This window comes from Croceibacterium salegens (assembly GCF_009827435.1).
Lineage (GTDB): Bacteria > Pseudomonadota > Alphaproteobacteria > Sphingomonadales > Sphingomonadaceae > Croceibacterium_B > Croceibacterium_B salegens.
In genome coordinates, this window is the sequence record NZ_WTYM01000036.1 from 9,765 (window position 1) to 33,178 (window position 23,414).

Below are 23,414 nucleotides of genomic sequence, written 5' to 3' on the forward strand. Positions count from 1 at the left end.
CGTGTCATCGACAGGGAGGCGCGCCTTCTGCGATAGCCCCGCTTTACCGCGGCCTTGCGGTTTTGTTCTCCGCCTGCGACCCCTTCTGGTATAACCAACCCCTGAATTCAGCAGCCTGAAAGCCGATCATGCCCGCATACCGCTCCCGTACCTCGACCCACGGCCGCAACATGGCCGGCGCGCGCGGATTGTGGCGCGCGACGGGCATGAAGGACGAGGATTTCGGCAAGCCGATTATCGCCATCGCCAACAGCTTCACCCAGTTCGTGCCCGGCCACGTCCACCTCAAGGACCTCGGCCAGCTGGTCGCGCGCGAGGTCGAGAAGGCCGGCGGCGTGGCCAAGGAATTCAACACCATCGCGGTCGATGACGGGATCGCCATGGGTCACGATGGCATGCTCTACAGCCTGCCGAGCCGCGATCTTATCGCCGACAGCGTCGAGTACATGGTCAACGCCCATTGCGCCGACGCGCTGGTGTGCATCTCCAACTGCGACAAGATCACCCCCGGCATGCTGATGGCTGCAATGCGGCTCAACGTGCCCGCCGTCTTCGTCTCGGGCGGGCCGATGGAAGCGGGCAAGGTCGTGCTCAAGGGCAAGGAGGTCGCGCTCGACCTCGTCGATGCCATGGTCGCCGCCGCCGACGAGAAGTACACCGACGAGGAAGTGACCGAGATCGAGCGCTCGGCGTGTCCGACCTGCGGTTCGTGCTCGGGGATGTTCACCGCCAACTCGATGAACTGCCTGACCGAGGCGCTCGGACTTTCGTTGCCCGGCAACGGTTCGCAACTCGCCACCCACGCCGACCGCCAGAGCCTGTTCGAGCGCGCCGGGCGCCTCTCGGTGGCGCTGGCCAAGCGCTACTACGAGGAGGGCGACGAGAGCGTCCTGCCACGCGCCATCGCCAGTTTCGAGGCGTTCGAGAACGCGATGAGCCTCGACATCGCCATGGGCGGGTCGACCAACACCGTGCTCCACCTGCTTGCCGCCGCGCACGAGGCGGGCGTCGATTTCACCATGAAGGACATCGACCGGCTGAGCCGGCAGGTGCCGTGCCTGTGCAAGGTCGCCCCGGCCAAGTCCGACGTGCACATGGAAGACGTCCACCGCGCCGGCGGGATCATGGCGATCCTCGGCGAGCTCGACCGCGCCGGGCTGCTGCACACCGCGTTGCCGACGGTGCACAGCCCGACGATGGGCGATGCGCTGGCCGACTGGGACATCCGCCTGACCAACAACCCGATGGTGCAGGAATTCTACAAGGCCGCGCCGGGCGGCGTGCCGACGCAGACCGCGTTCAGCCAGGCGCGCCGCTGGGACGAACTCGACGCCGACCGGGTCAACGGCGTCATCCGCAGCAAGGAAAACGCCTTCAGCCAGGACGGCGGGCTCGCCGTGCTCTACGGAAACATCGCCCGCGACGGCTGCATCGTGAAGACCGCCGGGGTCGACGAGAAGATCCTCAGGTTCTCGGGCCCGGCCAAGGTGTTCGAGAGCCAGGACGCGGCGGTCGCCGGGATCCTCGGCGGCGAAGTGGGCGAGGGCGACGTGGTCGTCATACGCTACGAAGGGCCGCGCGGCGGGCCGGGGATGCAGGAAATGCTCTACCCGACCAGCTATCTCAAATCGAAGGGCCTCGGTGCGGCCTGCGCGCTGATTACCGACGGGCGCTTTTCAGGAGGCACCTCGGGCCTGTCGATCGGCCACGTTTCGCCGGAAGCGGCCGAAGGCGGGGCGATCGCGCTGGTCGAGACCGGCGACACGATCGAGATCGACATCCCGGCGCGGACCATCGAGCTCGCGGTCTCCGACGAGGAACTGGCGGCGCGCCGCGAACGCATGGAAGCGAAGGGCGAGGCCGCCTGGCATCCCGCCCGCCCGCGCGAACGCCGCGTGTCCGATGCGCTCAAGGCCTATGCCGCGATGACCACCAGCGCCGCGCGCGGCGCCGTGCGCGACGTGTCGCAGCTCAAGCGCGGGTAATGCGCCTCAGCGCCCTGCTCACCGCGATTGCGGCGCTGGCTGCGTGCACCGGCGGGACGGGCGAGGCGCCGCAGGCGGCCGAGGCGTCGGACCGCATCGACTGCGCCCCTGCGGGAGCCGAAGTTTTCGGGGCAGACTGCACCTTCGAACTGGCTGAGCGCGACGGCGAAAACCTTATCGTCGTCCATAATCCAGACGGAAGCTTCCACCGCTTCCGCATCGTCGACGACGGGCGCGGGCTGGAGGTGGCCGACGGAGCTCAGCCGATCGCCCTCGCATATGCCGACGGCAAGATGACCGTGGCGATCGGCGGCGACCGATATGTCCTGCCTGCGATAGAGCGCGAGATACATGCCGCCGAGTGACCAGGTTCTCACCGTCGCCCAGATGCAGGCGGCGGAGCAGGCGCTGATCGACGGCGGCGAGAGCGTCGACAGCCTGATGCTGAAAGCCGGACGCGGTGCTGCGGAGTGGATCTTCCGGCTCGCAGTGGACCGACCGGTAACCGTCCTGTGCGGGCCGGGCAACAACGGCGGCGACGGCTACGTCATCGCCGAGACCTTGCGGGCGTGGGACCTGCCGGTGACCGTCGTCGCGCCACTCGAACCGGCGACCGATGCGGCGCGCAACGCCCGCACCGCCTATTGGGGTGGCTTTTCCGCTGTCGGGCATGGCGGCGTGTTCGTCGATTGCCTGTTCGGCAGCGGCTTGAGCCGGCCGCTGGGCGACGAACTTGCCGGGCTGGTCCGGACACTCGCCGGGACGCATGCCTCGTGCGTGGCGGTCGACTTGCCGAGCGGGATTTCGAGCGACGACGGGGTGTTGCTGAATGAAGACCTGCCCCGATACGACCTGACCGTTGCCCTCGGGGCGTGGAAGTTTGCACACCGGCTGCTCCCCGCGCGCAAGGCGATGGGCGAATTGCGGCTGGTCGATATCGGCGTGGCCCGGGTCGATGAAGCTGCCCGGGTGATTTCTCGTCCGGCTCTGGCCGCGCCTACTCAGGATGCGCACAAGTATACGCGCGGGCTTCTGGCCATCGTCGAAGGGCCGATGCCGGGCGCCGCCGCGTTGGCCGCCAGCGGCGCGGTCCATGCCGGCGCGGGCTACATCAAGGTGCTGGGCGAAGCATCCGGGCTGCCGGTCTGGGCAGTGGCCGATCCTCGCCCGCTGGACGAGGCGCTGGAGGATCGGCGGATCGCGGCCCTGCTGGTCGGTCCCGGCCTCGGGCGCGACGGGGCGGCGGAGGCGAAACTGGAAGCCGCCCTGGCGTTCGACCTGCCGACGCTGGTCGATGCCGATGCCCTGCACCTGCTCAATCCCGCGATGGTGGCGGGCCGCTCGGCACCGCTCGTCATCACGCCGCACGCCGGGGAGTTCGCCGCACTGGCCCAGGCCTTCGGCGTCGAGGCGGAAGGACGGATCGACGCAGTGCGTGCATTGGCGTCGGCTGTCGGCGGAGTCGTTGGCGCCAAAGGGCCGGATACCCTTGTCGCCGGGTCCAACGGACGACTTGCCATAGCGCCGCCGGCCTCGAGCTGGCTTTCGACTGCCGGAACCGGCGACGTGCTCGCCGGAATCATCGCCAGCCGCCTCGCCTCCGGTGACGACGCCTTTGCGGCAGCCTGCCACGGCGTCTGGCTCCACGGCGAGGCGGCGCGGCGGGCGGGCCCGGCCTTTTCCGCGAGCGAGCTTGCGGCGCATGTTTCAGGAGCCTACGCGGCCTGCCTGTGAGCCAGGCTGAAGAGATCGTCCGCGTTGCCGCCAAGGGCGACGGTGTCACCGCGTCGGGGCGGCATGTCGCACTGGCTGCGCCGGGCGACACGATCCTGCCCGATGGCAGCGTGCAGGCAGGGCCGCACCACGCCACGCCGCCGTGCCGGCACTTCCCGCGCTGCGGCGGCTGCCAGTTGCAGCACTGTGACGATGTCTCGCTTGCCGACTTCGTCCGCGACCGGGTGACCAATGCCGCCGAGGGGCAGGGCTTGGCACCCGGTGTCGTGGCCGCGGTGCACCTCTCCCCGCCGCGTTCGCGCCGCCGCGCTTCGCTCAAGGCGATCAACGGCGGCGGCCGTCCGCTGATCGGCTTCAACGAGGGCGGGTCGCACAAGGTCGTTGACCTCGCCGAATGCCACGTCCTCGACCCGGCACTGTTCGACACGGTCGGCAAGCTGCGCCGCCTGCTTGCGCCCCGTCGCGGCAAGTACGCGCTCTCGATCGACCTCGCGCTGACCGATTCCGGCGTCGATTGCGCGATCAAGGGGCTGGAAGTCGACGGGCTCGAGGAAACCGAGGCGCTGCTCGAATTCTGCCGCGCCAATGGCCTTGCCCGTCTCTCGCTCGACCAGGGCTACGGCATGGAAAGTTACTGGGCGCCCGAGCCGGTCACCGTCACCCTGTCGGGCGTGGCGGTCGAATATCCCTCGGGCTCCTTCCTGCAGGCTACGCGCGACGGAGAGGAGGCCCTGTCCGGAGCAGCGCGCCAGTGGCTGGCGGGCGGCAAGCGGGTGGCGGACCTCTTTGCCGGGCTTGGCACCTTCGCCTTCGCGCTGTCCGATACGGCGCAAGTCGTCGCGGCCGAAGCGGCGCGCGATGCGCATCTCGCCTGCCGGACGGCCGCCAACCGCGCCCGGCTGCCGGTCGAGGCCGTCCACCGCGACCTGTTCCGCAACCCGCTGCGCTCCGAGGAGCTAGCGGGGTTCGACGGCGTGGTGCTCGATCCTCCCCGCGCCGGTGCGCGCGAGCAGGTGGTGCAGGTTGCGGCGAGCAAGATCGGCAGGATCGTCTACGTCAGTTGCAATCCGTCAAGCTGGGCGCGCGATGCAAAGGTGCTCGCGGATGCCGGATACATCCTCGCCGAAATCCGCCCGGTCGGCCAGTTCCGCTGGTCGACCCACGTCGAACTGGCGAGCCTATTTGTCCGCGAGAACGGCTAGGATCCGCTGGAGCAGCCACTCCTGTCCGGTCGCGCCCGAATAGGCGTGGTCGGCGCCTTCGCAGATCGCCAGCCGCTTGTCGCCGCGATCCCACCCGGACAGGAACGCCTGCCCGGTGCGGTCGGCCCCGGCGATGAGGATCTTTACCGGTCCGCGATAGCCTTCCAGCCCCTGCGCCATCGCCCCGGCAAGGTCGCTTGGCGGCGGCGCGGCGCTGGCGGCCTTGCGCAGCCCGCCGGCCAGCTTGCGCAGGTTCACGCCGCCGGTCAGCAGCCGCCACAGTTCGCGCGGGTCCTTCAGCTTCTGCGCATAGCGGGCGCGGATCGCTTCGGGTGGCGGCGCGGCGTCGGCATCACCGTCCTCGTAGGTCCACGGATTGCTGAGAACGAGGGCGTCGGCTCCAGCACCACCGGCCAGCATCAGGGCGCTGGCGGCATCGCAGTTGCCCAGCGCCACCACGCGCGACAGGCCGGGGCAGGCATCCCTGAAGGCCTTGAGCGCGGCGGCGATGTCTTCCTGCGAGTGGCGGAAGCCCATGTTGTAGCCTTCGCTGTCGCCGACTCCGCGGCGATCGAAGCGGAACACCGGGTGGCCGGCGCGGGCGATCCTATCGGCGAGCGCGGCCTGGCCCGAGAAGGCCCCGGCGCGGGTTTCGTTTCCGCCGGTGACGAGCAGCAGGCCAGTCGTGCCCTCGGCATCGTCGAGCGTCCCGGCAAGCTGCGCGCCGCCGCAATCGAAGGCGATGTGCTTGCGGTTCATGCCAGCAGCTCCATCGACAGGATCGCCGCCAGCGCATCGGCCTGGGCCGCGTCATGGTCCGGCTCGGCCCGCAGCCACAGGGCAGCGCCGCCGATGTCGGCGTGGGCGATCTTGCGTTGCTGCGGAAGGTCGGTCGGCTCGGCGGTTTCGAGCTCGCCGATCATTTCGGCACCCAGCCGGTATCCGGCCAGTTCCAGCCCCTCGCGCCGACCCGTTTCCAGAAGGCCATCGCGCGTTTCCTCGCGGCCCGCCTCGCGCGCGGCTATCGTGCGGGCGCGGAGCATCGCGCGCAGGACCTGGCTGCCGTTCACCGTTGCATAGCGCCAGCCCGGCAGGTCGGGGGCGAGGATCGCGCCGGCCCGGATTGCTAGCACGTGGGTCGCGGAAAATTCGTCTGCGGCGGCCTGCGCAGCCGCGCGCCATGAAGCGATTGTCTGCGTTTCGAGCGGAATTTCGCTTTCGTTGCATCCGGGCAGGTCGGGGAGGATCGTGTCGACCCCTGCGCCGTCCAGCCGCCGCATCACTTCGACCGTCAGCCGACGCACCTTGTTGCTCTCGTCGAACCAGGCCGGAAGCACGAGAACGCGCTTTGTCCGGTCGCGGTCAAACGTGAGCGCGAATTCCTCACCGGAAGGGGACGTCCAGCCGGCGATCACTGCGCCGCGTCAGCCTGCGTCACACTTGGCGCGAACGAACTCGAGCAGGCCGCCGTAGGTTTCGAGCATCTCGCCATCGACCTCGTCATCCTCGATGACGATGGCGAGCCGGTCCTCGATTTCGGTCAGCAGGCCGGCGACGGCCATCGAATCGAGTTCGGGCAGGTGGCCGAACAGGCCGGTGTCGGCGCCGACGGAGGCGGCGCGTTCGGCCGAGATGCCGAGCACGTCCTGCAGGATCTGGCGCAGTGCCGCGTCGGTCGCGTCGGCAGAATCGTCGAGAGCGGTTTCGCGGCTCATCGGGGTCCTCAATTGCATTGCGGGAGCCCGGTTAGCCGCGAGAATCGCGTGAAACAAGCGTGCGCAGCTTCGCCTTGCCTATCGCCGGCCAGTTGCGCGGGTCGTTCGCGCGCCAGCATTGCAGGCGGTAGCGGGGACGCGCGTCCTCCATCCAGTCCTGCTTGTATGGGTCGTCGCCGGTGCCGAAATCGACCCACTGCACGCCGTCGCCGTCGATCACGCGCTCCATCAGTGCGGCCGTAAGGGTGGTTCCGGGGGACAGCGGCTTGGCGCTCTCGCGGTGGGCGAGCTTGTGGATGTAGGCCACGCCGTCCTCGACCGTCCAGAACTGCGCCGCGACGGCCACGCCGTCCTGCTTCGCCACCGCGAGCCGGATCCGCCCCGCGGCGCCCTCGGCCTCTGCGAAGCGGCGGAGCAGGGCGGGGTCGCCTTCCTCCGGCTTCCAGCTTTCGGAATAGATCGCCTCGTAGTCTTCCCAGGCGGCGGTGTCGAAGCGGTCGAGGATCGTCACATCGACCTTCATTGCCTTGCGCTTCAGTGTCGTGCGCACCTGGCCGGGGCGGCCTTCGAGATACTCGGCAAAGCTGCGGCCGCCGACTTCGAGCACGCGGTTGGTGTCGCACGCCTCGCGCACGACCAGCCAGCCGGAGCGTTCGAAGGCGCGCTGCAATTGGCGGGCAGTGCCGTCCTCGTCGGGAATGCGGTCGAGAACGACATGTGAAGTCTGTCGGGCAAGGTCGCCGGCGAGCGCGATCGAAAGGCTGTCGATCGAGGCATAGGCCGTGCCAAGCGGGCGCCAGGTAAAGGCGTACCAGTTGAGCAGCGCTTCGAGCCTGCGTCCGGTGCGGCGCAACGGAAAGACCACGCCGCCCGAGGCGTCCGCGGCCACAGCATAGAACGGCCTTCCGGCGCTGCTTTCGAGCGCGGCGAACCAGTCGCGCCGCCCGAACGGGCCGCGCGAGGCCAAGTCTATGGCTTGCACATCGTTAACCGTGTCGTGATAGCTGATGGCCGTCACTGTTCTTCGCGTCCCCCGTTCGGAGCTTCCATGCCGCGTCCCGATCCTGTGCCCCGGCCGCTCGACCACCTTGCCGAACGAGGGGCAGGCGGCGACCCGGCGCTCGTCCTTCGTGGCGAGACGCTTAGCTTCGATGAGTTAAAGACCCGTGTCGCAAAATTGGCCGGCTGGCTGCGCGACCAGGTGCCAATCGACGGCGCGCGCGTGGCGAGCTGGGCGGCCAAGGGCGAACTGACCTGCCTGCTGCCGCTGGCCGCGGCCCGTGCGGGGCTGGTCCACGTGCCGGTCAACCCGCTGCTCAAGCGGGCGCAGGTGGCGCATATCATTGCCGACAGCGGATCGAAGCTGCTCATCGGGACACCTGCCCGTTTGGCGACGCTCGAAGATGGAGATGTGCCGGATGAATGCCGCGCCATGGCCGAGCAGGACGCGCTCGACGCCTCGCGTGACGCCACGCCGCTTGCGCCGTCGCAGCGCGATCCCGAAGAACTGGCGGCAATCCTCTACACCAGCGGTTCGACCGGGCGGCCCAAGGGCGTCATGCTGAGCCATGCCAACATGTGGCTGGGTGCCGTCAGTGTGGCGAGCTACCTCGGTCTGGCGCGCGACGACGTCACTCTGGCCGTGCTGCCGCTGTCGTTCGACTACGGGCAGAACCAGCTTCTTTCGACCTGGTATGCCGGTGGCAGCGTGGCGCCGCTCGACTACCTGACCCCGCGCGACGTCACCAAGGCCTGCGCCAAGTACGGCGTCACCACGCTGGCGGCGGTTCCGCCGCTGTGGGTGCAGCTGACCGAGCTCGACTGGCCCGAGGAAGCCGTGGCGTCGATGCGGCGGCTGACCAACAGCGGAGGCGCGCTGACCGAGGACCTCGTCCGCAAGCTGAGGGCGCAGTTCCCGCAGGCGCGGTTGTTCCCGATGTACGGGCTGACCGAGGCGTTCCGCTCGACCTATCTCGATCCCTCGCTGGTCGACACGCACCCGACCTCGATGGGCAAGGCGATACCGTTCGCCGAAATCCTCGTCATCGGCGACGATGGCCGCGTGACGTCGGCGGGCGAGGAAGGGGAACTGGTCCACTGCGGCCCGCTCGTGGCGCACGGCTACTGGCAGGACGCGGAGCGGACGGCAGAGCGGTTCAAGCCGGCCCCGGAGCAGTCCGAATATGGCGGCACGGCGGTATGGTCGGGAGACCGGGTCAAGCGCGCCGAGGACGGACTGCTCTATTTCGTCGGGCGGCGTGACGCCATGATCAAGAGCGCGGGAAACCGCATAAGTCCTCAGGAGATCGAGGAGGCGGTGCTCGCCAGCGGCTTCGCCAGCGAGGTGGCGGCGGTCGGCGTGCCCGATCCGCGGCTCGGACAGGCGGTGGTGCTGGTGGTGCGCGGCGCGGGCGACGAGGAAGGGCTGCGCGCCGCGCTGAAGCGCGACTTGCCGAATTTCATGCAGCCGCGTGACGTCGTCTGGGTCGATGCGATGCCGCTCAACCCCAATGGCAAGATCGACCGCAACGCGCTGCAGGCCGAGATGGCACGGAAGGAAGCCGCATGAAGCCGCTCGGCCCGATCCCTGCCGGATACGACAGCATCGGCGGCGAACTCGCTGTCGGTGGCAAGCCCGCGAGCGCGCTGGTCGAGCAGGCCGGCGGCACGCCGTTGTTCGTCTATTCGGCCGATCTCATGCGCCGCCGTATGGCCGCGTTGCGCGAGGCGATGCCGTCGCAGCTTCGCATTCATTATGCAATAAAAGCAAATTCCTACCAGCCTATCCTCGAATTGATGGAAGGTCTGGTGGATGGCTTCGACATCGCCTCGGGCGGCGAACTGGCGATGGTCCTCGCAGCCGGGCAGGATCCCTCGAAGGTCAGCTTCGCCGGACCGGGCAAGCGCGACGAGGAACTGCAGGCGGCGATTGGGCATGGCGTGACTCTCAACCTCGAATCCGAGAACGAGGCGCGGCGCTCGCTGCGAATTGCCGGGGAACTGGGCACGACCCCCAGGCTGGCGATCCGCGTCAATCCGGACTTCGAGCTTCGGGGCTCTGGCATGAAGATGGGCGGCGGGGCCAAGCCGTTCGGCGTCGACGCCGAGCGCTTGCCGGCGCTGGCGAGGGAAATCATCGCCGCAGGGGCCGAGTGGCGCGGGCTGCACATCTACACCGGGAGCCAGGCGCTCGACGCCGGGGCGGTGGCCGAAACGCAGGGCAATGTGCTCGACCTGGCGGCGCGGATTGCCGGGGAGAGCGGCGCACCGCTGCCGCATCTCAACATGGGCGGCGGGTTCGGGATCCCGTATTTCCATGGCGATGAAGCGCTTGATATCGGTGCAGTGGGTTCTGAATTGGCCAAGCGTTTCGCCGAACTTCCCGCCGAACTGGCCGAAACGGAGTTCGCCATCGAGCTCGGCCGCTACCTCGTCGGCGAGGCGGGCGTGTACCTGACGCGTATCCTCGACCGGAAGGTCAGCCACGGCACCACCTACCTCGTGACCGACGGCGGGCTGCACCACCAGCTCGCTGCCTCGGGCAACTTCGGCACCGTGGTTCGCCGCAACTATCCCGTTGCGATCGCCAGCAAGTTCACCGCCGAGCCGGCCGAGGAGGCTAACGTCGTCGGGTGCCTTTGCACTCCGCTCGACCGTCTCGCCGACCAGGCACTGCTGCCGCACGCCGAGGTCGGGGACATCGTCGCGGTGTTCTGCGCCGGGGCCTACGGGGCCAGCGCCAGCCCCTCGGCCTTCCTCGGCCAGGGACCGGCCCGCGAGATGCTGGTTTAGGATTGGCTCCCGGCTTGTCCCGCGATGGGACAGGCGCTCAGAAACCCCCGGAATCGGGCGGTTTTGGGCCTCAAGGCTAACGCAATGTTCACCCTTTTCCGGGACAAGCCGGAGCGGATCCACGGGCCGTGGACCGGGTGCGTTTTGCTGTCCCCGGGTGCGGCCTGCCCAAAACTCGAGGACGGACCATGCGATTTTCCGCCGTTTCCCGCCTGTTGGCCGCCAGCGTTGCGGTGGCTGCCATGGCCGGCTGCGCCAGCTCTCCCGACGCCCAGCTCGCCCCCGCGAGCTTCGTCGCGATGCAGGAAGGGCCGGGCGAGGAATATATCATCGGCCCGCTCGACCAGCTGACGATCCACGTCTGGCGCAACGACGAGCTCGGCGCGCAGGTCCAGGTTCGCCCCGACGGTCGCATCACCACCCCGCTGGTCGCCGACATGCCCGCCGTGGGCAAGACCCCGACCATGCTGGCCGAGGACATTCGCCTGCAGCTTTCGCAGTACATCGCCGAGCCGCTGGTGACGGTGATCGTCAACCAGTTCGCCGGCACCTTCAGCCAGCAGATCCGCGTCGTCGGCGCGACCGAGAAGCCCGCTTCGATCCCCTACCGCGCCAACATGACCGTGCTCGACGCAATGATCGCGGTCGGCGGGCTTTCCGAGTTCGCCGCGGGCAACCGCGCCAAGCTGATCCGCTTCGACAAGCAGGTCGGCCGCCAGCGCGAATACCAGCTCCACCTCGGCGACCTGCTCAAGAAGGGCGACAGCCGGGCCAACGTGATGCTCCAGCCCGGCGATGTGATCATCATCCCCGAGAGCATGTTCTGAGCAGGGGGCCCGGAGCTTGAACGGCATCATCGAGGAAGTGCGCTCGGCACTCTGGACGGTCTGGAACCGCCGCTGGCACGCGCTCGCCGTGGCCTGGGGCCTGTGCATCCTCGGCTTGCTGGTCGTGGCGCTGATCCCCAACGCCTACGATTCCAAGACCCGCATCTTCGTCCAGCTCGACGACGCGCTGGCACAGCAGATCGGCATCGGCTCGGCCACCCGCGAGAAGGACATCCTGCGCGTCCAGCAGACGCTGACCAGCGCGGTGAACCTCGAAAAGGTCATCCGCTCCACGCGCATCGGTGACGACATCACCACGCCGGGCCAGATGGAACGCGCGGTGCAGGCGCTGGCCAAGAAGATCGTCGTCGTGGCGCAGGGCGAAAACCTGTTCGAGATCACTGCCACGAGCGGCCGCAGCGACCTGTCCGACGCCGAGAACGCGCAGCTGGCGCAGGACATCGCCAACCGCATGATAGACATCTTTCGCGAATCCAACCTCGGTGAATCGCGCGGCGAGATGCGCGACACCATTTCCTTCCTCGACCAGCAGCTCGAGGAACGCAGCCACCAGCTCGAGGAAGCCGAGCAGAAGCGGCTCGCGTTCGAAGCCGAGCACCCCGACCTTGCCGGCGGGACCGAGGCGATTTCCGCCAAGATAAACAACAACCGCGACGACTTGCGCGCGGTCCAGGCCGACCTCGCCGCCGCCAGGAGCGCGCTCGCGGCGATCGACGGCCAGATCGCCAGCACGCCGCGCACGCTCGTTACGGCAGACGGCGGCGGCCCGAAGGCCGCGCTGGCGCAGGCGCAGTCCAACCTCGCCAGCTTGCAGGCGCGCGGGCTGACCGACAGCCACCCCGACGTCGTCGCGGTGAAGAAGCAGATTGCCGCGCTGCGCATCCAGGCGCAGGGCGCGGGCGGCGACTACGGCACGCCGAACCCCGCCTACACCTCGCTGCAGGGCCTGCGGATCGAGCGCCAGGCGACCGTCGAGGCCTTGTCCTCGCGCGCCGCGGCGATCCAGTCCGAACTGGCCGATTTCGCCGCCAGCCAGGCCAAGGAACCGGGCGTTGCCGCCGAGGCGCAGCGCATCAGCCGCGATTACGACGTCCTGCGCCAGCAGTACGACAAGCTCCTGCAGGATCGCGAGGAACTGCGCCTGCGCGGCCAGGTCGAGACCGAGCGCAGCGCGATCAAGTTCGAGGTCATCGACCCGCCGAGCACGCCACGCGCGCCGAGCTGGCCGAACCGACCGATCCTGCTGTTCGCGGTGCTGTTCCTCGGCGTCGGCGCGGGTTCGGGCACCGCCTACATGCTCGGCCGCATGCGCTCCTCGTTCGCCACGGCGGGCAAGCTGGAGGAGACTTTCGGGCTGCCCGTGATCGGCACCATTTCGCTCGCCATGACCGACGCCGCGCGCGCGCTGCACAAGCACCGCTTGCGCCGCTTCGCCGCCGCTTCGGCGGGTCTCGGCGCCCTGTTCATCGTCCTGCTCGCCGCTGAGTTCATCCAGCGCGGCATGGTGGCGTGAGGGGGCTGCGATGACCGAGCACAGCAAGATCCCACTGCCGGGTAGTGGCGAAGGCGAGGGCGGGTGCAAGAAGTCGCTGTTCGAGCGCGCCGACGACCTGTTCGGCTTTGGCGGCGCTCCGGTCCCGGCGGACCTCGCCAAGCCGCAGGCAAAACGCGGCAGCAAGGCGTCTTCGGCCAAGCCCATTCCCGAACCGGCTCCGGCACCGGCACCGGCGCCGGTTGTCGAGCGCGCGTTTGTCGAGCCTGCGCCGGAGCCTAAGCCGGAGCCCGCGCCAGTGGCCAGCCAGTCGGCGCCGGTCGAGACCCAGCCGGCCCCGGCCGCTCATGTCGTCACGACCGACGAGCAGGCCGTGTCCTTTCCGACCAAGCGCCACACTCTCGATCGCAAGCATCTTCGCCAGCAGGGCCTGATCCAGCCCGATGGCAAGGTCACCGCGCTCCTCGAGGAGTTCCGCATCGTCAAGCGGCAGGTGCTGCTCGCGGCGCGCAACGCCCAGGCCAACGGCGGCGGGGCCAAGGCGCAGCGCGTGCTAATCTGCTCGCCGCTGCCGGGCGAGGGCAAGACCTTCTGCGCCGCCAACCTCGCGCTGGCGATGGCGGCGGAAAAGGACAGCGAGGTCGTGCTGGTCGACGCCGATTTCGCCAAGCCGTCGATTCTCTCAACGCTCGGCCTGACCGGCGGGCGCGGGCTGATGGACGCGCTGGCCGACCCCTCCCTGCGGGTCGAGGATTGCGTCATGGCGACAGACGTCGCCGGTCTCTACGTCCTGCCGGCCGGCAACCAGACCAATTCGGACAGCGAATTCCTTTCGAGCAAGCGCACCGCCGCGGTGCTCGACCGACTGACGCAGGGTGCGCCCAACCGCCTGATCATCTTCGATTCGCCCCCGGCGCTGGCCGCATCTCCCGCTGCGGAACTGGCCAAGTACGTCGGCCAGGCGCTTGTCGTCGCCCGCGCCGACACCACCGGGCAGAGCGCGCTCGAGGATGCCCTGTCGCTGCTGTCGCACTGCCCGGACATCAAGCTGCTGCTCAACGGCGCGCAGTACAGCCCGAGCGGCCGCCGCTTCGGCACCTACTACGGATACGGGGAGTGATCGAATGACCGGTCATATCCGCATCATCGCTCTCGCGCTCGCCGCGCTCGCCGTTCCGGCGGGCGCGCAGGCGCAGGACCAGGACGGCGCGCAGAAGGCGACGCCATCGGTGCGCGGCCCGCACATCGAGGTCGCGCCCTACATCGAGGCGGCGGAGGTCCTGTCCGCGCAGCTCGACCCGTACAGCGACACCGTGACCTACACGACGCTCGCGGCGGGTGTCGATGTCTCGGCCACCGGGCGCTACTCGTCGGCTTCGGCCTCGTTGCGTTACGAGCGGCACTTCGCCAACGACAGTTCGACCCGCGACAGCGACGCGGTCAGCGGTATCGCCCGCGCCTCGGTCGCGCTCGGCTCGCCGAACATCACCATGGAAGCCGGCGGCCTCGCCTCGCAGTCGTGGGTCAACGGCGACGGAACGGCGTTCGGGAATTCGCTGCCGGGCGACGATTCGAGCACCAGCCGGATCTATTCGGTCTATGCCGGTCCTTCGATCCAGTCGCGCGAGGGCGCGATCGAGGTCGAGGGCCATTACCGTTTCGGTTACACCAAGGTCGAAACGCCTGACGCGCTCGTCGTCGGTGCCAGCGGGCCGCAGGTGGTCGACCTCGCCGACGAGAGCACGACGCATTCGGCACAGGCCCGCGTCGGCTTTGCCCCGGGCCGGGTCCTGCCGGTCGTCGGCGTGGGTGTCGGCGGCGGCTGGAACGAGCAGAACACCTCGAACCTCGACCAGCGCGTGCGCGACCGCCACCTGCGCGCCGACATGACCGTTCCGGTCAGCCCCACGATGGCCCTCGTGGGCGGCGTCGGATACGAAGACGTCGAGATTTCGAGCCGGGACGCCGTGCGCGACCCGGTCACCAACGATCCGGTGATCGGCCCCAACGGCCGCTACGTCACCGACAAGAGCGCACCGCGCGTCATCGCCTACGAATCCGACGGCCTAATCTGGGATGCCGGGGTCATGTGGCGCCCGAGTCGACGGACCTCGCTCGAGGCCTTCGTCGGCAAGCGCTACGATTCGACGACCTATTACGGCAGCTTTGCCTACGCGCCGAACGGCCGCGAGAGCTTCAACGTCTCGGTCTACGACGGCATTCAGACTTTCGGCGGCCTGATCACCGACCGCCTCGCCGGGCTTCCCTCGCAATTCCAGGCCATCCGCAGCCCGTTCTCGGGCGATGTCGGCACCTGCGTGAACAGCACCGAAGGCGGCAACTGCATCGGCGACGCCTTCGGCTCGCTCAATTCGGTCGTCTACCGCAACCGCGGCGTGTCGCTGAGCTACGGCATCAACATGGGCCGCACCCAGGCCGGCCTCGGCATCGGTTACGACCGGCGCAAGTACATCGCCGCAGCCGGCACCGTCCTCGCCGCCTTCAATGGCGTGGAAGACGAACAGTACTGGGCGACGATCTACGCCACCACGCAGATCGACCGCCGTTCGAGCCTGAGCGCCAACGCCTATGGCAGCCGCTTTTCGAACGGCCTGACCGGCGAGACCTCGTTCGCCTACAGCGCTTCGCTCGCATACTATCGCCAGCTGATCGCCGGCCTCAGCGGCACCGCCGCTGTCGGTCTCGACGGCATCACCCGGGATTCCCTGCCCGACCTGCAGGCCGCCTCGGCCCTGCTCGGCCTGCGGTACACCTTCTGACGCTTGGAGCAGTTTCGATGTTCGACAACTTCTATGGCCTGACCGGAAAGCCCTTCCAGCTCACGCCCGACCCTGCGTTCTACTTCCGCAGCGTGACGCACAAGAAGGCGCTGTCCTACCTCGGCTACGGCCTCGCCCAGGGCGAAGGCTTCATCGTCATCACCGGCGAGGTCGGCGCGGGCAAGTCGACCCTCGTCGCGCACCTGATGAGCACGATCGATCCCGAGCGCCTGACGGTCGGCCAAATTGTTACCAGCAAGCTCGACGAGGAGGAGATCATCCACGTCGTCGCGCAGAGCTTCGGGCTCGACATCGAAGAGCACGACAAGGCCAGCGCGCTCGGCTCGATCGAGGGCTTCCTGCACGAGGAAGCGCGTGCCGGTCGGCGCTGCCTGCTGGTGGTCGACGAGTCGCAGAACCTCGAAATTCCCGCGCTCGAAGAGCTGCGGATGCTGTCGAACTTCCAGCTCGGCAACCACCCGCTGCTGCAGACGCTGCTGCTCGGCCAGCCTGAGTTCCGCGCCACGCTGCAGACAAGCCCGGACCTCGAGCAACTGCGCCAGCGCGTCATCGCCGCGCACCATCTTGAGCCGATGGAGAAGGGCGAGATCGAGCCCTACATCGTCCACCGCCTCGAAAAGGTCGGCTACAGCGGCAACCCGTCGTTCGACCAGCGCGTGTTCATGGAACTCTACGAGGCGAGCGGCGGAATCCCGCGGCGCGTCAACCAGACCGCCAACCGCCTGCTCCTGCTCGGCGCGGTCGAAGAGCGCACGCGGATCGATTCCGCCATGCTCAAGGCCGTGCTCGACGAGATGGCCGGCGAGAAGGCCTTCCCCGAGGCTGCGCCCCGGCCGATGCCCAAGGTCGAGCCTGCGCCCATTCCGCCGGCCCCGCTCAACCACGAACCGCGCCTCGACAAGGCGACCGTGGAAGCGATGCTGGCCGAACGCGACCACCAGATTTCCGAGCTTCAGCAGGCGATCGTCGATATGGCCAACGGTAGCGCGGACGAAGCAGCCGCCGCACTGATGCCCGAAATCGCCGCGCTGCAGGAAAAGATGGCCCAGCTCGCCGCCCGCAGCTTCGAGCAGGAACGCTCGATCCGCCACACGCTGACCATGCTCATCGAGTGGGTCGAAAGCGAAATGGACGAGGCCCAAGCCGCCTGAGGGCGGGAGGAGAATCCCCGTGAATGCCATTACGCCCCTTGAAGACGCCGCAGCCGCAGGCGCCACGGGTGCGTCGATCGTCAACGGCCTGTCGGTCGATGTCGAGGACTGGTTCCAGGTCGGCGCCTTCGAGAGCGTGATCGAACGCGACGACTGGCCCTCGCTGGTCGACCGGGTCGAGCGCAACATGCACGCGATCCTCGACATGTTCGACGAAGCCGGGGTCAGCGCGACGTTCTTCGCGCTAGGCTGGGTGGCCGAACGGCACGGCGGGATGATGCGCGAGATCGTCAACCGCGGGCACGAACTGGCGAGCCACGGCTGGGACCATGGCCGAGTTTTCCGCATGGACCGGGCCAGTTTCGGGGCCGACATCGAACGCGCGCGCAAGGTCCTCGAAGATACTTCGGGCAGCCGAGTCCGTGGCTATCGCGCGCCGAGCTTCTCGATCGACGTGCGCACGCCCTGGGCCTTCCAGGAGCTGGCCGAGCAGGGCTACACCTATTCGTCGAGCGTCGCCCCTGTGGCGCACGACCACTACGGCTGGGCCGAAGCCCCGCGCTTCGCTTTCCGCCCGCTGCCTTGGTCCGACCTCATCGAGATCCCTGTCACCACCGCGATGTTCGCTGGCCGGCGCCTCGCTGCGGGCGGTGGCGGTTTCTTCCGCGTCATTCCCTACGCCTTCTCGCGCTGGGCGATCCGGCAGGTGAACAGGCATGAAGGCCGCCCGGCGGTGTTCTACTTCCACCCTTGGGAGATCGACCCGGGCCAGCCGCGTGTGGCCGGTGCGCCGCTCAAGTCGCGCCTCCGCCACTACACCAACCTTGATCGCATGTCGGGCAAGCTACGCCAGCTGGTCGGCGAATTCGCCTGGGGGCGGATGGACTTGCTGGCGCATCGCGAGGCGGCTCGCCTCGATGCCGAGACGGTGGCGTGAATGCGCCGTTTGCCCTGACCAGCGAGGTCGTCCGCCTCGCCGACCTGCGCCAGCCCGACGAGGTGGCGCGGATCGAAGGATTCGTGGCCGAGCAACGCGCCAGCCTGTTCCACCGTCCCGCCTGGCTGCGGGCCGTCGAACGCGGCACCGGGCAAGCGGCTCTCGGGCTGGTCGCCGAGAAGGGCGCCACGCTGACGGGCTGGCTGCCGCTCAACGAAATCCATTCGCCGATCTTTGGCCGCATGCTCGCTTCGAGCGGCTTTGCTGTCGGCGGCGGCGTTCTCGCTACGCGTGAGTCGGCTGCCGTGAGCCTGTGCCGCGCCGCCGAGGAACTGGCGCTACGCCGCTCCTGCCCAACGATCGAACTGCGCGGCGGTCCGTCGCCCGAGGACTGGCAAGTGCGCACCAACAGCCACTTGACGTTCGAAAAGCCTCTCGAAGCCGACGACGAGGCGGAACTGCTCGCCATTCCCCGCAAGCAACGCGCCGAAGTGCGCAAGGGACTGGACTGCGATCTGGAAACCACCGTCGGGCGCGGGCAGCGAGATCGCGATGCCCATTACGCGGTCTATTCCGAATGCGTCCGCAATCTCGGCACGCCGGTATTTCCGCGCAAGCTGTTCGACGAGACGATGGACGCGCTCGATAGCGACGTCCAGGTCGTCTGGCATCACGGCAAGCCGGTCGCCTCGGTGCTGTCGTTCTACCACGACGGCGCTGTCATGCCTTACTGGGGCGGCGGCGTCTGGGAAGCCCGCGCGCTCCGCGCCAACGACCGCAACTACTATGAACTGATGCTCCACGCCCGCCGTCGCGGTTGCGATCGGTTCGATTTCGGCCGCTCCAAGGCGGATAGCGGGCATGCCGCATTCAAGCACAACTGGGGCTTCGAGGGCGTGCCGCTGTCCTATGCCAGCTGGACCGCGCCGGGCCATGAAGCGCGCGATGCCGATCCCAACAGCGGCAAGCACGCCGCCCAGGTCTCCGTCTGGAAGCGCCTGCCGCTCGGCGTAGCCAACCGCCTCGGGCCGCACATCGCTCGGGGTCTCGGGTGAACGGCGAAATCCTCTTCCTGGCGCACCGCCTGCCGTTTCCACCCGATCGCGGCGACAAGATCCGCTCGCACCACCTCCTCAAGGCGCTGGCGGACCTGGCGCCGGTGCATGTCGCCTGCTTTGCCGAGACCACGGCCGATCGCGCCAACGAGCACCTGCTGGCGGAATGTGCCGCAAGCTACTGCATGCCGACCCGCAGCAAGCCCGTGCCGTTCGCCGGTGTCGAGGCGATCGCGCGCGGCCTGCCAGTGCTGTTGACCGCGTTCCACCATCCCGACATCGCCGCCTTCGTCCAGCGCACGCAACGCGAGCGGCCGGTCCGCACGATCTACGTCTTTTCCGGCCAGATGGGGCAGTATGTCCCGCGCGACTGGGACGGGCGTTTGGTCGTCGACATGGTCGATGTCGATTCGGCCAAGTTCGAACAGTATGCGCAATCCGGCGGCCTGATGGCCGGGGTCTACGCCCGCGAGGCGCGGATGCTGCGCGACTTCGAAGCGCGGCTCGCCCGGATTGCCGATCGTACCCTGCTGGTGAGCGAGGCCGAGGCGGAGCTGATGCGCTCGCGCATCCCGGCGGCGAGTTCGGCGCATATCGAGGTTCTTGGCAACGGCATCGATGCCGATGCCTTCGATCCGGCCAATTGGCAGCCGCACGAGGCACTGGCGCCGGGGGCGGGACCGCATTTCGTGTTTACCGGGCAGATGGATTACGTGCCCAACATGACTGCCGTGCAGCGCATGGCGCGCCACATCCTGCCGGAAATCCGCAAGGTCCACACACAGGCGCAGTTTCACGTCGTCGGCCGCAAGCCGGGTTCCGAGGTGACCGCTCTGGATGGAAAGGGCGGAGTGCGCGTCTGGGGCGAAGTGCCTGCGGTGCAGCCGTTCCTCGCCGGTGCAGACGTTGTGGTCGTGCCGCTCGACCTCGCGCGCGGGGTGCAGAACAAGGTCCTCGAAGCGATGGCCATGGCGCGTCCGGTGCTCTTGACGCCCCAGGCCGCTAACGGGATCGCGGCGCGCGATGGCGAGCACTTCGTCACCGCCGGGAGCGACGCCGAACTGGCGGAGCGGGCGCTGGCGCTGCTGGCGGACAAGCCGGGAGCCGAAACCATCGGCGCAGCCGCGCGTCGCATCGTGGTCGACACCATGAGCTGGCCCGCCATGCTGGCCGGGCTTCCCGAAATCGTGGCTCAGACGCGCGGGCAATTGCGCCGCAATGCCGCGTGAGCTCGCCCTTCCGCGCCTGACGGCGCTGCACCCGGCATCGCTGCCGCAGGCCTGGCGCCGCCCATTGACCTGGCTCGCGCTTGCCTGGTTGGCCTTGTTCGCGCTCGCCTCGGCCGACTGGGCGGCGATGGCGCATCAGTGGTGGGACGTATCGACCTACAACCACGTACTGCTGGTCCCGCCCATCATCGGCTGGCTGGTCTACCTGCGCAGGCCGTTGCTGGCTGGGCTTGCGCCTGCGGCATGGTGGCCCGGTCTCCTGCCGGTCTCCGGGGCGCTGTTCCTGTGGCTGCTCGGCTCAGTGTCGGGCCTCAATTCGGCGAGCCAGTTCGGCGCGGTGCTGGCGCTGCAGGCGGCGCTGCTGACACTGCTCGGGCCGCGCGTGGCTGCTGCCCTGCTGTTCCCGCTCGCCTACATGCTTTTCCTCGTCCCGTTTGGTGACGAACTGGTCCCGGCGCTGCAACTCGTCACCGCCAAGCTGACCATCGCCCTCACGCACCTGAGCGGGGTCCCGGCGCGCATCGAAGGGGTGTTCATCGACACGCCCGTGGGCCTGTTCGAGGTCGCCGAGGCGTGTTCGGGGGTGAAGTTCCTCATAGCCATGGTCGCGCTCGGCACACTGGTCGCGCACGCCTGCTTCCGCAGCTGGAAGCGGCGCGCGCTGTTCATGGCGGCGGCGGTGGTGGTGCCGATCCTCGCCAACGGCGTGCGCGCCTGGGGGACGATCTATATCGCCCAATCGCAGGGCCTCGAATTCGCTGCCGGGTTCGACCACATCTTTTACGGCTGGATCTTCTTCGCGCTGGTGATGACCGTTCTGTTCGCCGCAAGCTGGCGCTTCTTCGACCGCGCTCCCGACGACACCGCACCCGATCCAGCCGCAATCGCGAATTCGCCGCTGCTGGCCCGGCTCGACGGTTTCCGTATCGACGGGCGTGCGGCGCTGCTGGCGATTGGTGGGATGGTACTGGCCGTCTCGCTGTGGTCGGCCACGACCCGCTCGCTCGAAGCGCCGCTCCCCGCCGCGATCTCGCTGCCCCAAGTGCCAGGATGGGAGCGCGTCGACTACGCCCCGCACGAATGGTGGGAGCCGCGCGCCGCCGGTGCCGATCACCGCCTGCTCGGCCGCTATCGCGATGCGGCGGGACATGAGGTCGATATCTTCTACGCACTCTACGCCCGGCAGGACGAGGGACGCGAGGCCGGGGCCTACGGCGAAGGCGCGTTGATGCCCGAGACCGCATGGCGCTGGCTCGAACCTGCCGCTGCGATTGCCGGAGGGCAGGGCGAATGGCTTCAGGCGCGTGGCAAGGTTCGCAGGCTCGCCATGACCTGGTACCACAGCGGCGCGCTGACCACCGGCGACCGCTCGCGGCTCAAACTCTCCACGATGGGCGACAAGCTGGCGATGCGCGCGCAGCCGGTCTCGACGCTGATCCTCTCCGCCGAAGCGGGGCCGAAAAGCGACCCGCAGGCTGCCATCCGCGCCTTCCTGTCCGCCGCCGGGCAACCCGGCGCGTGGATGGACGGCATCGCACAAGTCCCCTAAGCGCCGCGCCATGTGCGGGATCGCCGGGATCTTTCATTGCGGCACGATCAAGCCGGTCGATCCTGCGCGGGTCGAGCGGATGACCGATGCGCTGGCCCATCGCGGGCCTGACGGTTCGGGCGTGTGGACCGCGCCGGGCGTCGGCCTCGGCCACCGCCGCCTGTCGATCATCGACATCGCCGGATCGCCGCAGCCGATGCAGAGCGCGCACAGCCCGGCGACCATCGTCTTCAACGGCGAGATCTACAATTACCGCGAGCTGCGCAAGGAACTGGGCGCGGGCGGGGCGACGTTCCGCACCGATGGCGACACCGAGGTCATCCTCGCCGCCTACGCGCGCTGGGGCGTGGACTGCCTGCCGCGCCTGCACGGCATGTTCGCCTTCGCGCTCTACGACAGCGACAAGCGCCAGCTGCTGCTGGCGCGCGACCGCCTCGGCGTGAAGCCGCTGTTCATGGCGCCGCTGTCTGACGGAAGCCTCGCCTTCGCCTCCGAGCTCAAGGGCCTGCTGGCGCATCCGCTGCTGCGCCGCGAGGTCGATCCGCTGGCGGTCGAGGATTACCTCGCCTGGGGCTACGTGCCCGATCACCGCTCGATCCTTAGCGGCGTCGAGAAGCTGCCCGCCGGGCACTACCGCTTGCTTCGGCACGACAGTCCTCCCGCCGCGCCGATCCGCTGGTGGGACATTTCCTTCGCCGAACGGCGCAAGGGCAGCGTCGCAGACCTCGAGGCCGAGCTGCTGCACCACTTGCGCGAGGCGGTGACGAGCCGGCTCGTATCCGACGTTCCGCTCGGAGCCTTCCTGTCGGGCGGTGTCGATTCGTCGAGTGTTGTTGCGCTGATGGCCGAAGCAAGCCGAGAACCGGTGCGAACCTGCTCGATCGGCTTCGACGTCGCCGCACACGACGAAACCGCCTACGCCGACGAAATCGCGCGGCTGTTCGATACCAACCACCGCAAGCGCACCGTCAGCGCCGACCAGTTCGACGCCATCGACGATCTTGCCGCGATGTTCGATGAACCCTTTGCCGATGCCTCGGCATTGCCAACGTGGCGGGTCTGCCAGTTGGCGCGGGAGACGGTGACCGTCGCGTTGTCCGGTGACGGGGCGGACGAGGCTTTCGCCGGTTATCGCCGCCAGGTGTTCCACGCCCATGAGGAACAAGCGCGTCGCTGGATTCCCGGCAGTGTGCGCCGCTCGTTGCTCGGTCCGCTCGGCGCGGCCTATCCCAAGGCCGACTGGGCGCCGCGGCCCTTGCGGCTCAAGACGACGCTGCTCTCGCTCGCGGGCAGTGGGGCGGAAGGATACGCCAGCGCCCTATCGACCACGCCGCAGGACCTGCGCCAGTCGCTCTACTCGGCGGACTTCGCCCGCGGCATTGCGGGCTATCGGGCCGAGGACCGGCTTGTCGAAGTCATGCAGCGCGCGCCCGCGCGCAGCGGGCTCGACCGCGCGCAGTATGCCGACCTGATGTTCTGGCTCCCCGGCGATATCCTGACCAAGGTCGACCGCACGAGCATGGCCGTCAGCCTCGAAGCGCGCGAGCCGCTGCTCGACCACCGGCTGCTCGAATTCGCTGCAACATTGCCGGAATCGGTGCGGATCAGAGGCCGGCAGGGCAAGTGGCTGCTCAAGAAGGCGATGCGTCGCTACCTGCCCGAAGATATCCTCTATCGTCCCAAGCAGGGTTTCGTCACGCCGATCGCCGAGTGGCTGTGCGGACCGCTCGCCGGGGAGGCGCAGGCCATCGCCAGCAGCGCCGCGCTGGCCCGAACCGGGTGGCTCGACAGCCGAAAGGTGGCAGGCATCGCGGAGGCGCATATCGCCGGCAAATCCGACCATTCGCGGCTATTGTGGCAACTGATCATGCTCGACCGGTCCTTGCGAAAGTTAGGTGTCGCCACCTGATTTTTGTCTGTGTGA

General features: G+C 68.5%; 20 protein-coding genes. 16 read left to right on the plus strand and 4 right to left on the minus strand.

The window, feature by feature from the left end:
* The first annotated feature begins 128 nt into the window (after positions 1 to 128).
* The 4 genes from ilvD to GRI89_RS08175 are packed head-to-tail and all read left to right on the plus strand — an operon-like array spanning position 129 to position 4,921.
* Complete coding sequence (gene ilvD, locus GRI89_RS08160; RefSeq protein WP_159794019.1) at positions 129 to 1,985, plus strand: dihydroxy-acid dehydratase; 1,857 nt, start codon at positions 129 to 131, stop codon at positions 1,983 to 1,985.
* On the plus strand, positions 1,985 to 2,350 hold the full coding sequence (locus tag GRI89_RS08165; RefSeq protein WP_159794021.1) for a hypothetical protein: 366 nt from the start codon (positions 1,985 to 1,987) through the stop codon (positions 2,348 to 2,350). Before ilvD ends, GRI89_RS08165 begins: the two co-directional genes overlap by 1 nt.
* Entirely contained in the window at positions 2,337 to 3,719 is a 1,383-nt protein-coding gene (locus GRI89_RS08170; protein ID WP_159794023.1) for an NAD(P)H-hydrate epimerase, read from the plus strand. The genes GRI89_RS08165 and GRI89_RS08170 overlap by 14 nt, the downstream gene beginning before the upstream one ends.
* A complete protein-coding gene (locus GRI89_RS08175) occupies positions 3,716 to 4,921 on the plus strand; it encodes a class I SAM-dependent RNA methyltransferase (protein WP_328598154.1) in 1,206 nt (401 codons plus the stop codon). The genes GRI89_RS08170 and GRI89_RS08175 overlap by 4 nt, the downstream gene beginning before the upstream one ends.
* On the opposite strand, the gene GRI89_RS08180 is transcribed toward GRI89_RS08175, so the two are convergent.
* From GRI89_RS08180 to GRI89_RS08195, 4 genes are read right to left on the minus strand one after another with little or no spacing between them, the layout of a single operon-like run.
* Positions 4,898 to 5,680 carry a hydrolase 1, exosortase A system-associated gene (locus tag GRI89_RS08180; protein WP_159794025.1) on the minus strand — a complete coding sequence of 261 codons (783 nt, stop codon included), beginning with the start codon at positions 5,678 to 5,680 and terminating at the stop codon, positions 4,898 to 4,900. The genes GRI89_RS08175 and GRI89_RS08180 overlap by 24 nt on opposite strands.
* Positions 5,677 to 6,336, minus strand: a complete 660-nt coding sequence (locus tag GRI89_RS08185; RefSeq protein ID WP_328598155.1) for an alpha/beta hydrolase family protein — start codon at positions 6,334 to 6,336, stop codon at positions 5,677 to 5,679. Before GRI89_RS08185 ends, GRI89_RS08180 begins: the two co-directional genes overlap by 4 nt.
* Before the next feature lie 9 nt (positions 6,337 to 6,345).
* Positions 6,346 to 6,636, minus strand: coding sequence for an acyl carrier protein (locus GRI89_RS08190; RefSeq protein ID WP_159794027.1), 291 nt, complete (start codon positions 6,634 to 6,636; stop codon positions 6,346 to 6,348).
* 31 nt (positions 6,637 to 6,667) lie between these two features.
* On the minus strand, positions 6,668 to 7,654 hold the full coding sequence (locus tag GRI89_RS08195) for a GNAT family N-acetyltransferase (RefSeq protein WP_328598156.1): 987 nt from the start codon (positions 7,652 to 7,654) through the stop codon (positions 6,668 to 6,670).
* Positions 7,655 to 7,684: 30 nt separating this feature from the next.
* Here GRI89_RS08195 and GRI89_RS08200 point away from each other — a divergent pair, with 30 nt between their 5' ends.
* The 12 genes from GRI89_RS08200 (at position 7,685) to GRI89_RS08255 (ending at position 23,399) form a co-directional block, all read left to right on the plus strand.
* Positions 7,685 to 9,205, plus strand: coding sequence for an acyl-CoA ligase (AMP-forming), exosortase A system-associated (locus GRI89_RS08200; RefSeq protein WP_159794029.1), 1,521 nt, complete (start codon positions 7,685 to 7,687; stop codon positions 9,203 to 9,205).
* Complete coding sequence (locus GRI89_RS08205) at positions 9,202 to 10,428, plus strand: pyridoxal-dependent decarboxylase, exosortase A system-associated (RefSeq protein ID WP_159794031.1); 1,227 nt, start codon at positions 9,202 to 9,204, stop codon at positions 10,426 to 10,428. The genes GRI89_RS08200 and GRI89_RS08205 overlap by 4 nt, the downstream gene beginning before the upstream one ends.
* 188 nt (positions 10,429 to 10,616) lie before the next feature.
* Positions 10,617 to 11,255, plus strand: coding sequence for an XrtA/PEP-CTERM system exopolysaccharide export protein (locus GRI89_RS08210; protein WP_159794033.1), 639 nt, complete (start codon positions 10,617 to 10,619; stop codon positions 11,253 to 11,255).
* Positions 11,256 to 11,271: 16 nt separating this feature from the next.
* Positions 11,272 to 12,789 carry an XrtA system polysaccharide chain length determinant gene (locus GRI89_RS08215; RefSeq protein ID WP_159794035.1) on the plus strand — a complete coding sequence of 506 codons (1,518 nt, stop codon included), beginning with the start codon at positions 11,272 to 11,274 and terminating at the stop codon, positions 12,787 to 12,789.
* 10 nt (positions 12,790 to 12,799) lie between these two features.
* On the plus strand, positions 12,800 to 13,888 hold the full coding sequence (locus GRI89_RS08220) for a P-loop NTPase family protein (RefSeq protein WP_159794037.1): 1,089 nt from the start codon (positions 12,800 to 12,802) through the stop codon (positions 13,886 to 13,888).
* A gap of 4 nt (positions 13,889 to 13,892) precedes the next feature.
* Positions 13,893 to 15,548, plus strand: coding sequence for a preprotein translocase subunit YajC (locus tag GRI89_RS08225; RefSeq protein WP_159794039.1), 1,656 nt, complete (start codon positions 13,893 to 13,895; stop codon positions 15,546 to 15,548).
* 17 nt (positions 15,549 to 15,565) lie between these two features.
* Positions 15,566 to 16,720: an XrtA/PEP-CTERM system-associated ATPase gene (locus tag GRI89_RS08230; RefSeq protein WP_159794041.1), complete on the plus strand. Its 1,155-nt coding sequence runs from the start codon at positions 15,566 to 15,568 to the stop codon at positions 16,718 to 16,720.
* Positions 16,721 to 16,739: 19 nt separating this feature from the next.
* Entirely contained in the window at positions 16,740 to 17,657 is a 918-nt protein-coding gene (locus tag GRI89_RS08235) for an XrtA system polysaccharide deacetylase (protein ID WP_328598157.1), read from the plus strand.
* Complete coding sequence (locus GRI89_RS08240) at positions 17,654 to 18,712, plus strand: FemAB family XrtA/PEP-CTERM system-associated protein (RefSeq protein WP_328598158.1); 1,059 nt, start codon at positions 17,654 to 17,656, stop codon at positions 18,710 to 18,712. Before GRI89_RS08235 ends, GRI89_RS08240 begins: the two co-directional genes overlap by 4 nt.
* Positions 18,709 to 19,941: a TIGR03087 family PEP-CTERM/XrtA system glycosyltransferase gene (locus GRI89_RS08245; RefSeq protein ID WP_328598159.1), complete on the plus strand. Its 1,233-nt coding sequence runs from the start codon at positions 18,709 to 18,711 to the stop codon at positions 19,939 to 19,941. The genes GRI89_RS08240 and GRI89_RS08245 overlap by 4 nt, the downstream gene beginning before the upstream one ends.
* Positions 19,931 to 21,490, plus strand: coding sequence for an exosortase A (gene xrtA, locus GRI89_RS08250; protein ID WP_159794043.1), 1,560 nt, complete (start codon positions 19,931 to 19,933; stop codon positions 21,488 to 21,490). Before GRI89_RS08245 ends, xrtA begins: the two co-directional genes overlap by 11 nt.
* A 10-nt stretch (positions 21,491 to 21,500) precedes the next feature.
* Positions 21,501 to 23,399, plus strand: coding sequence for an XrtA/PEP-CTERM system amidotransferase (locus GRI89_RS08255; RefSeq protein ID WP_159794045.1), 1,899 nt, complete (start codon positions 21,501 to 21,503; stop codon positions 23,397 to 23,399).
* Positions 23,400 to 23,414 lie beyond the last annotated feature (15 nt).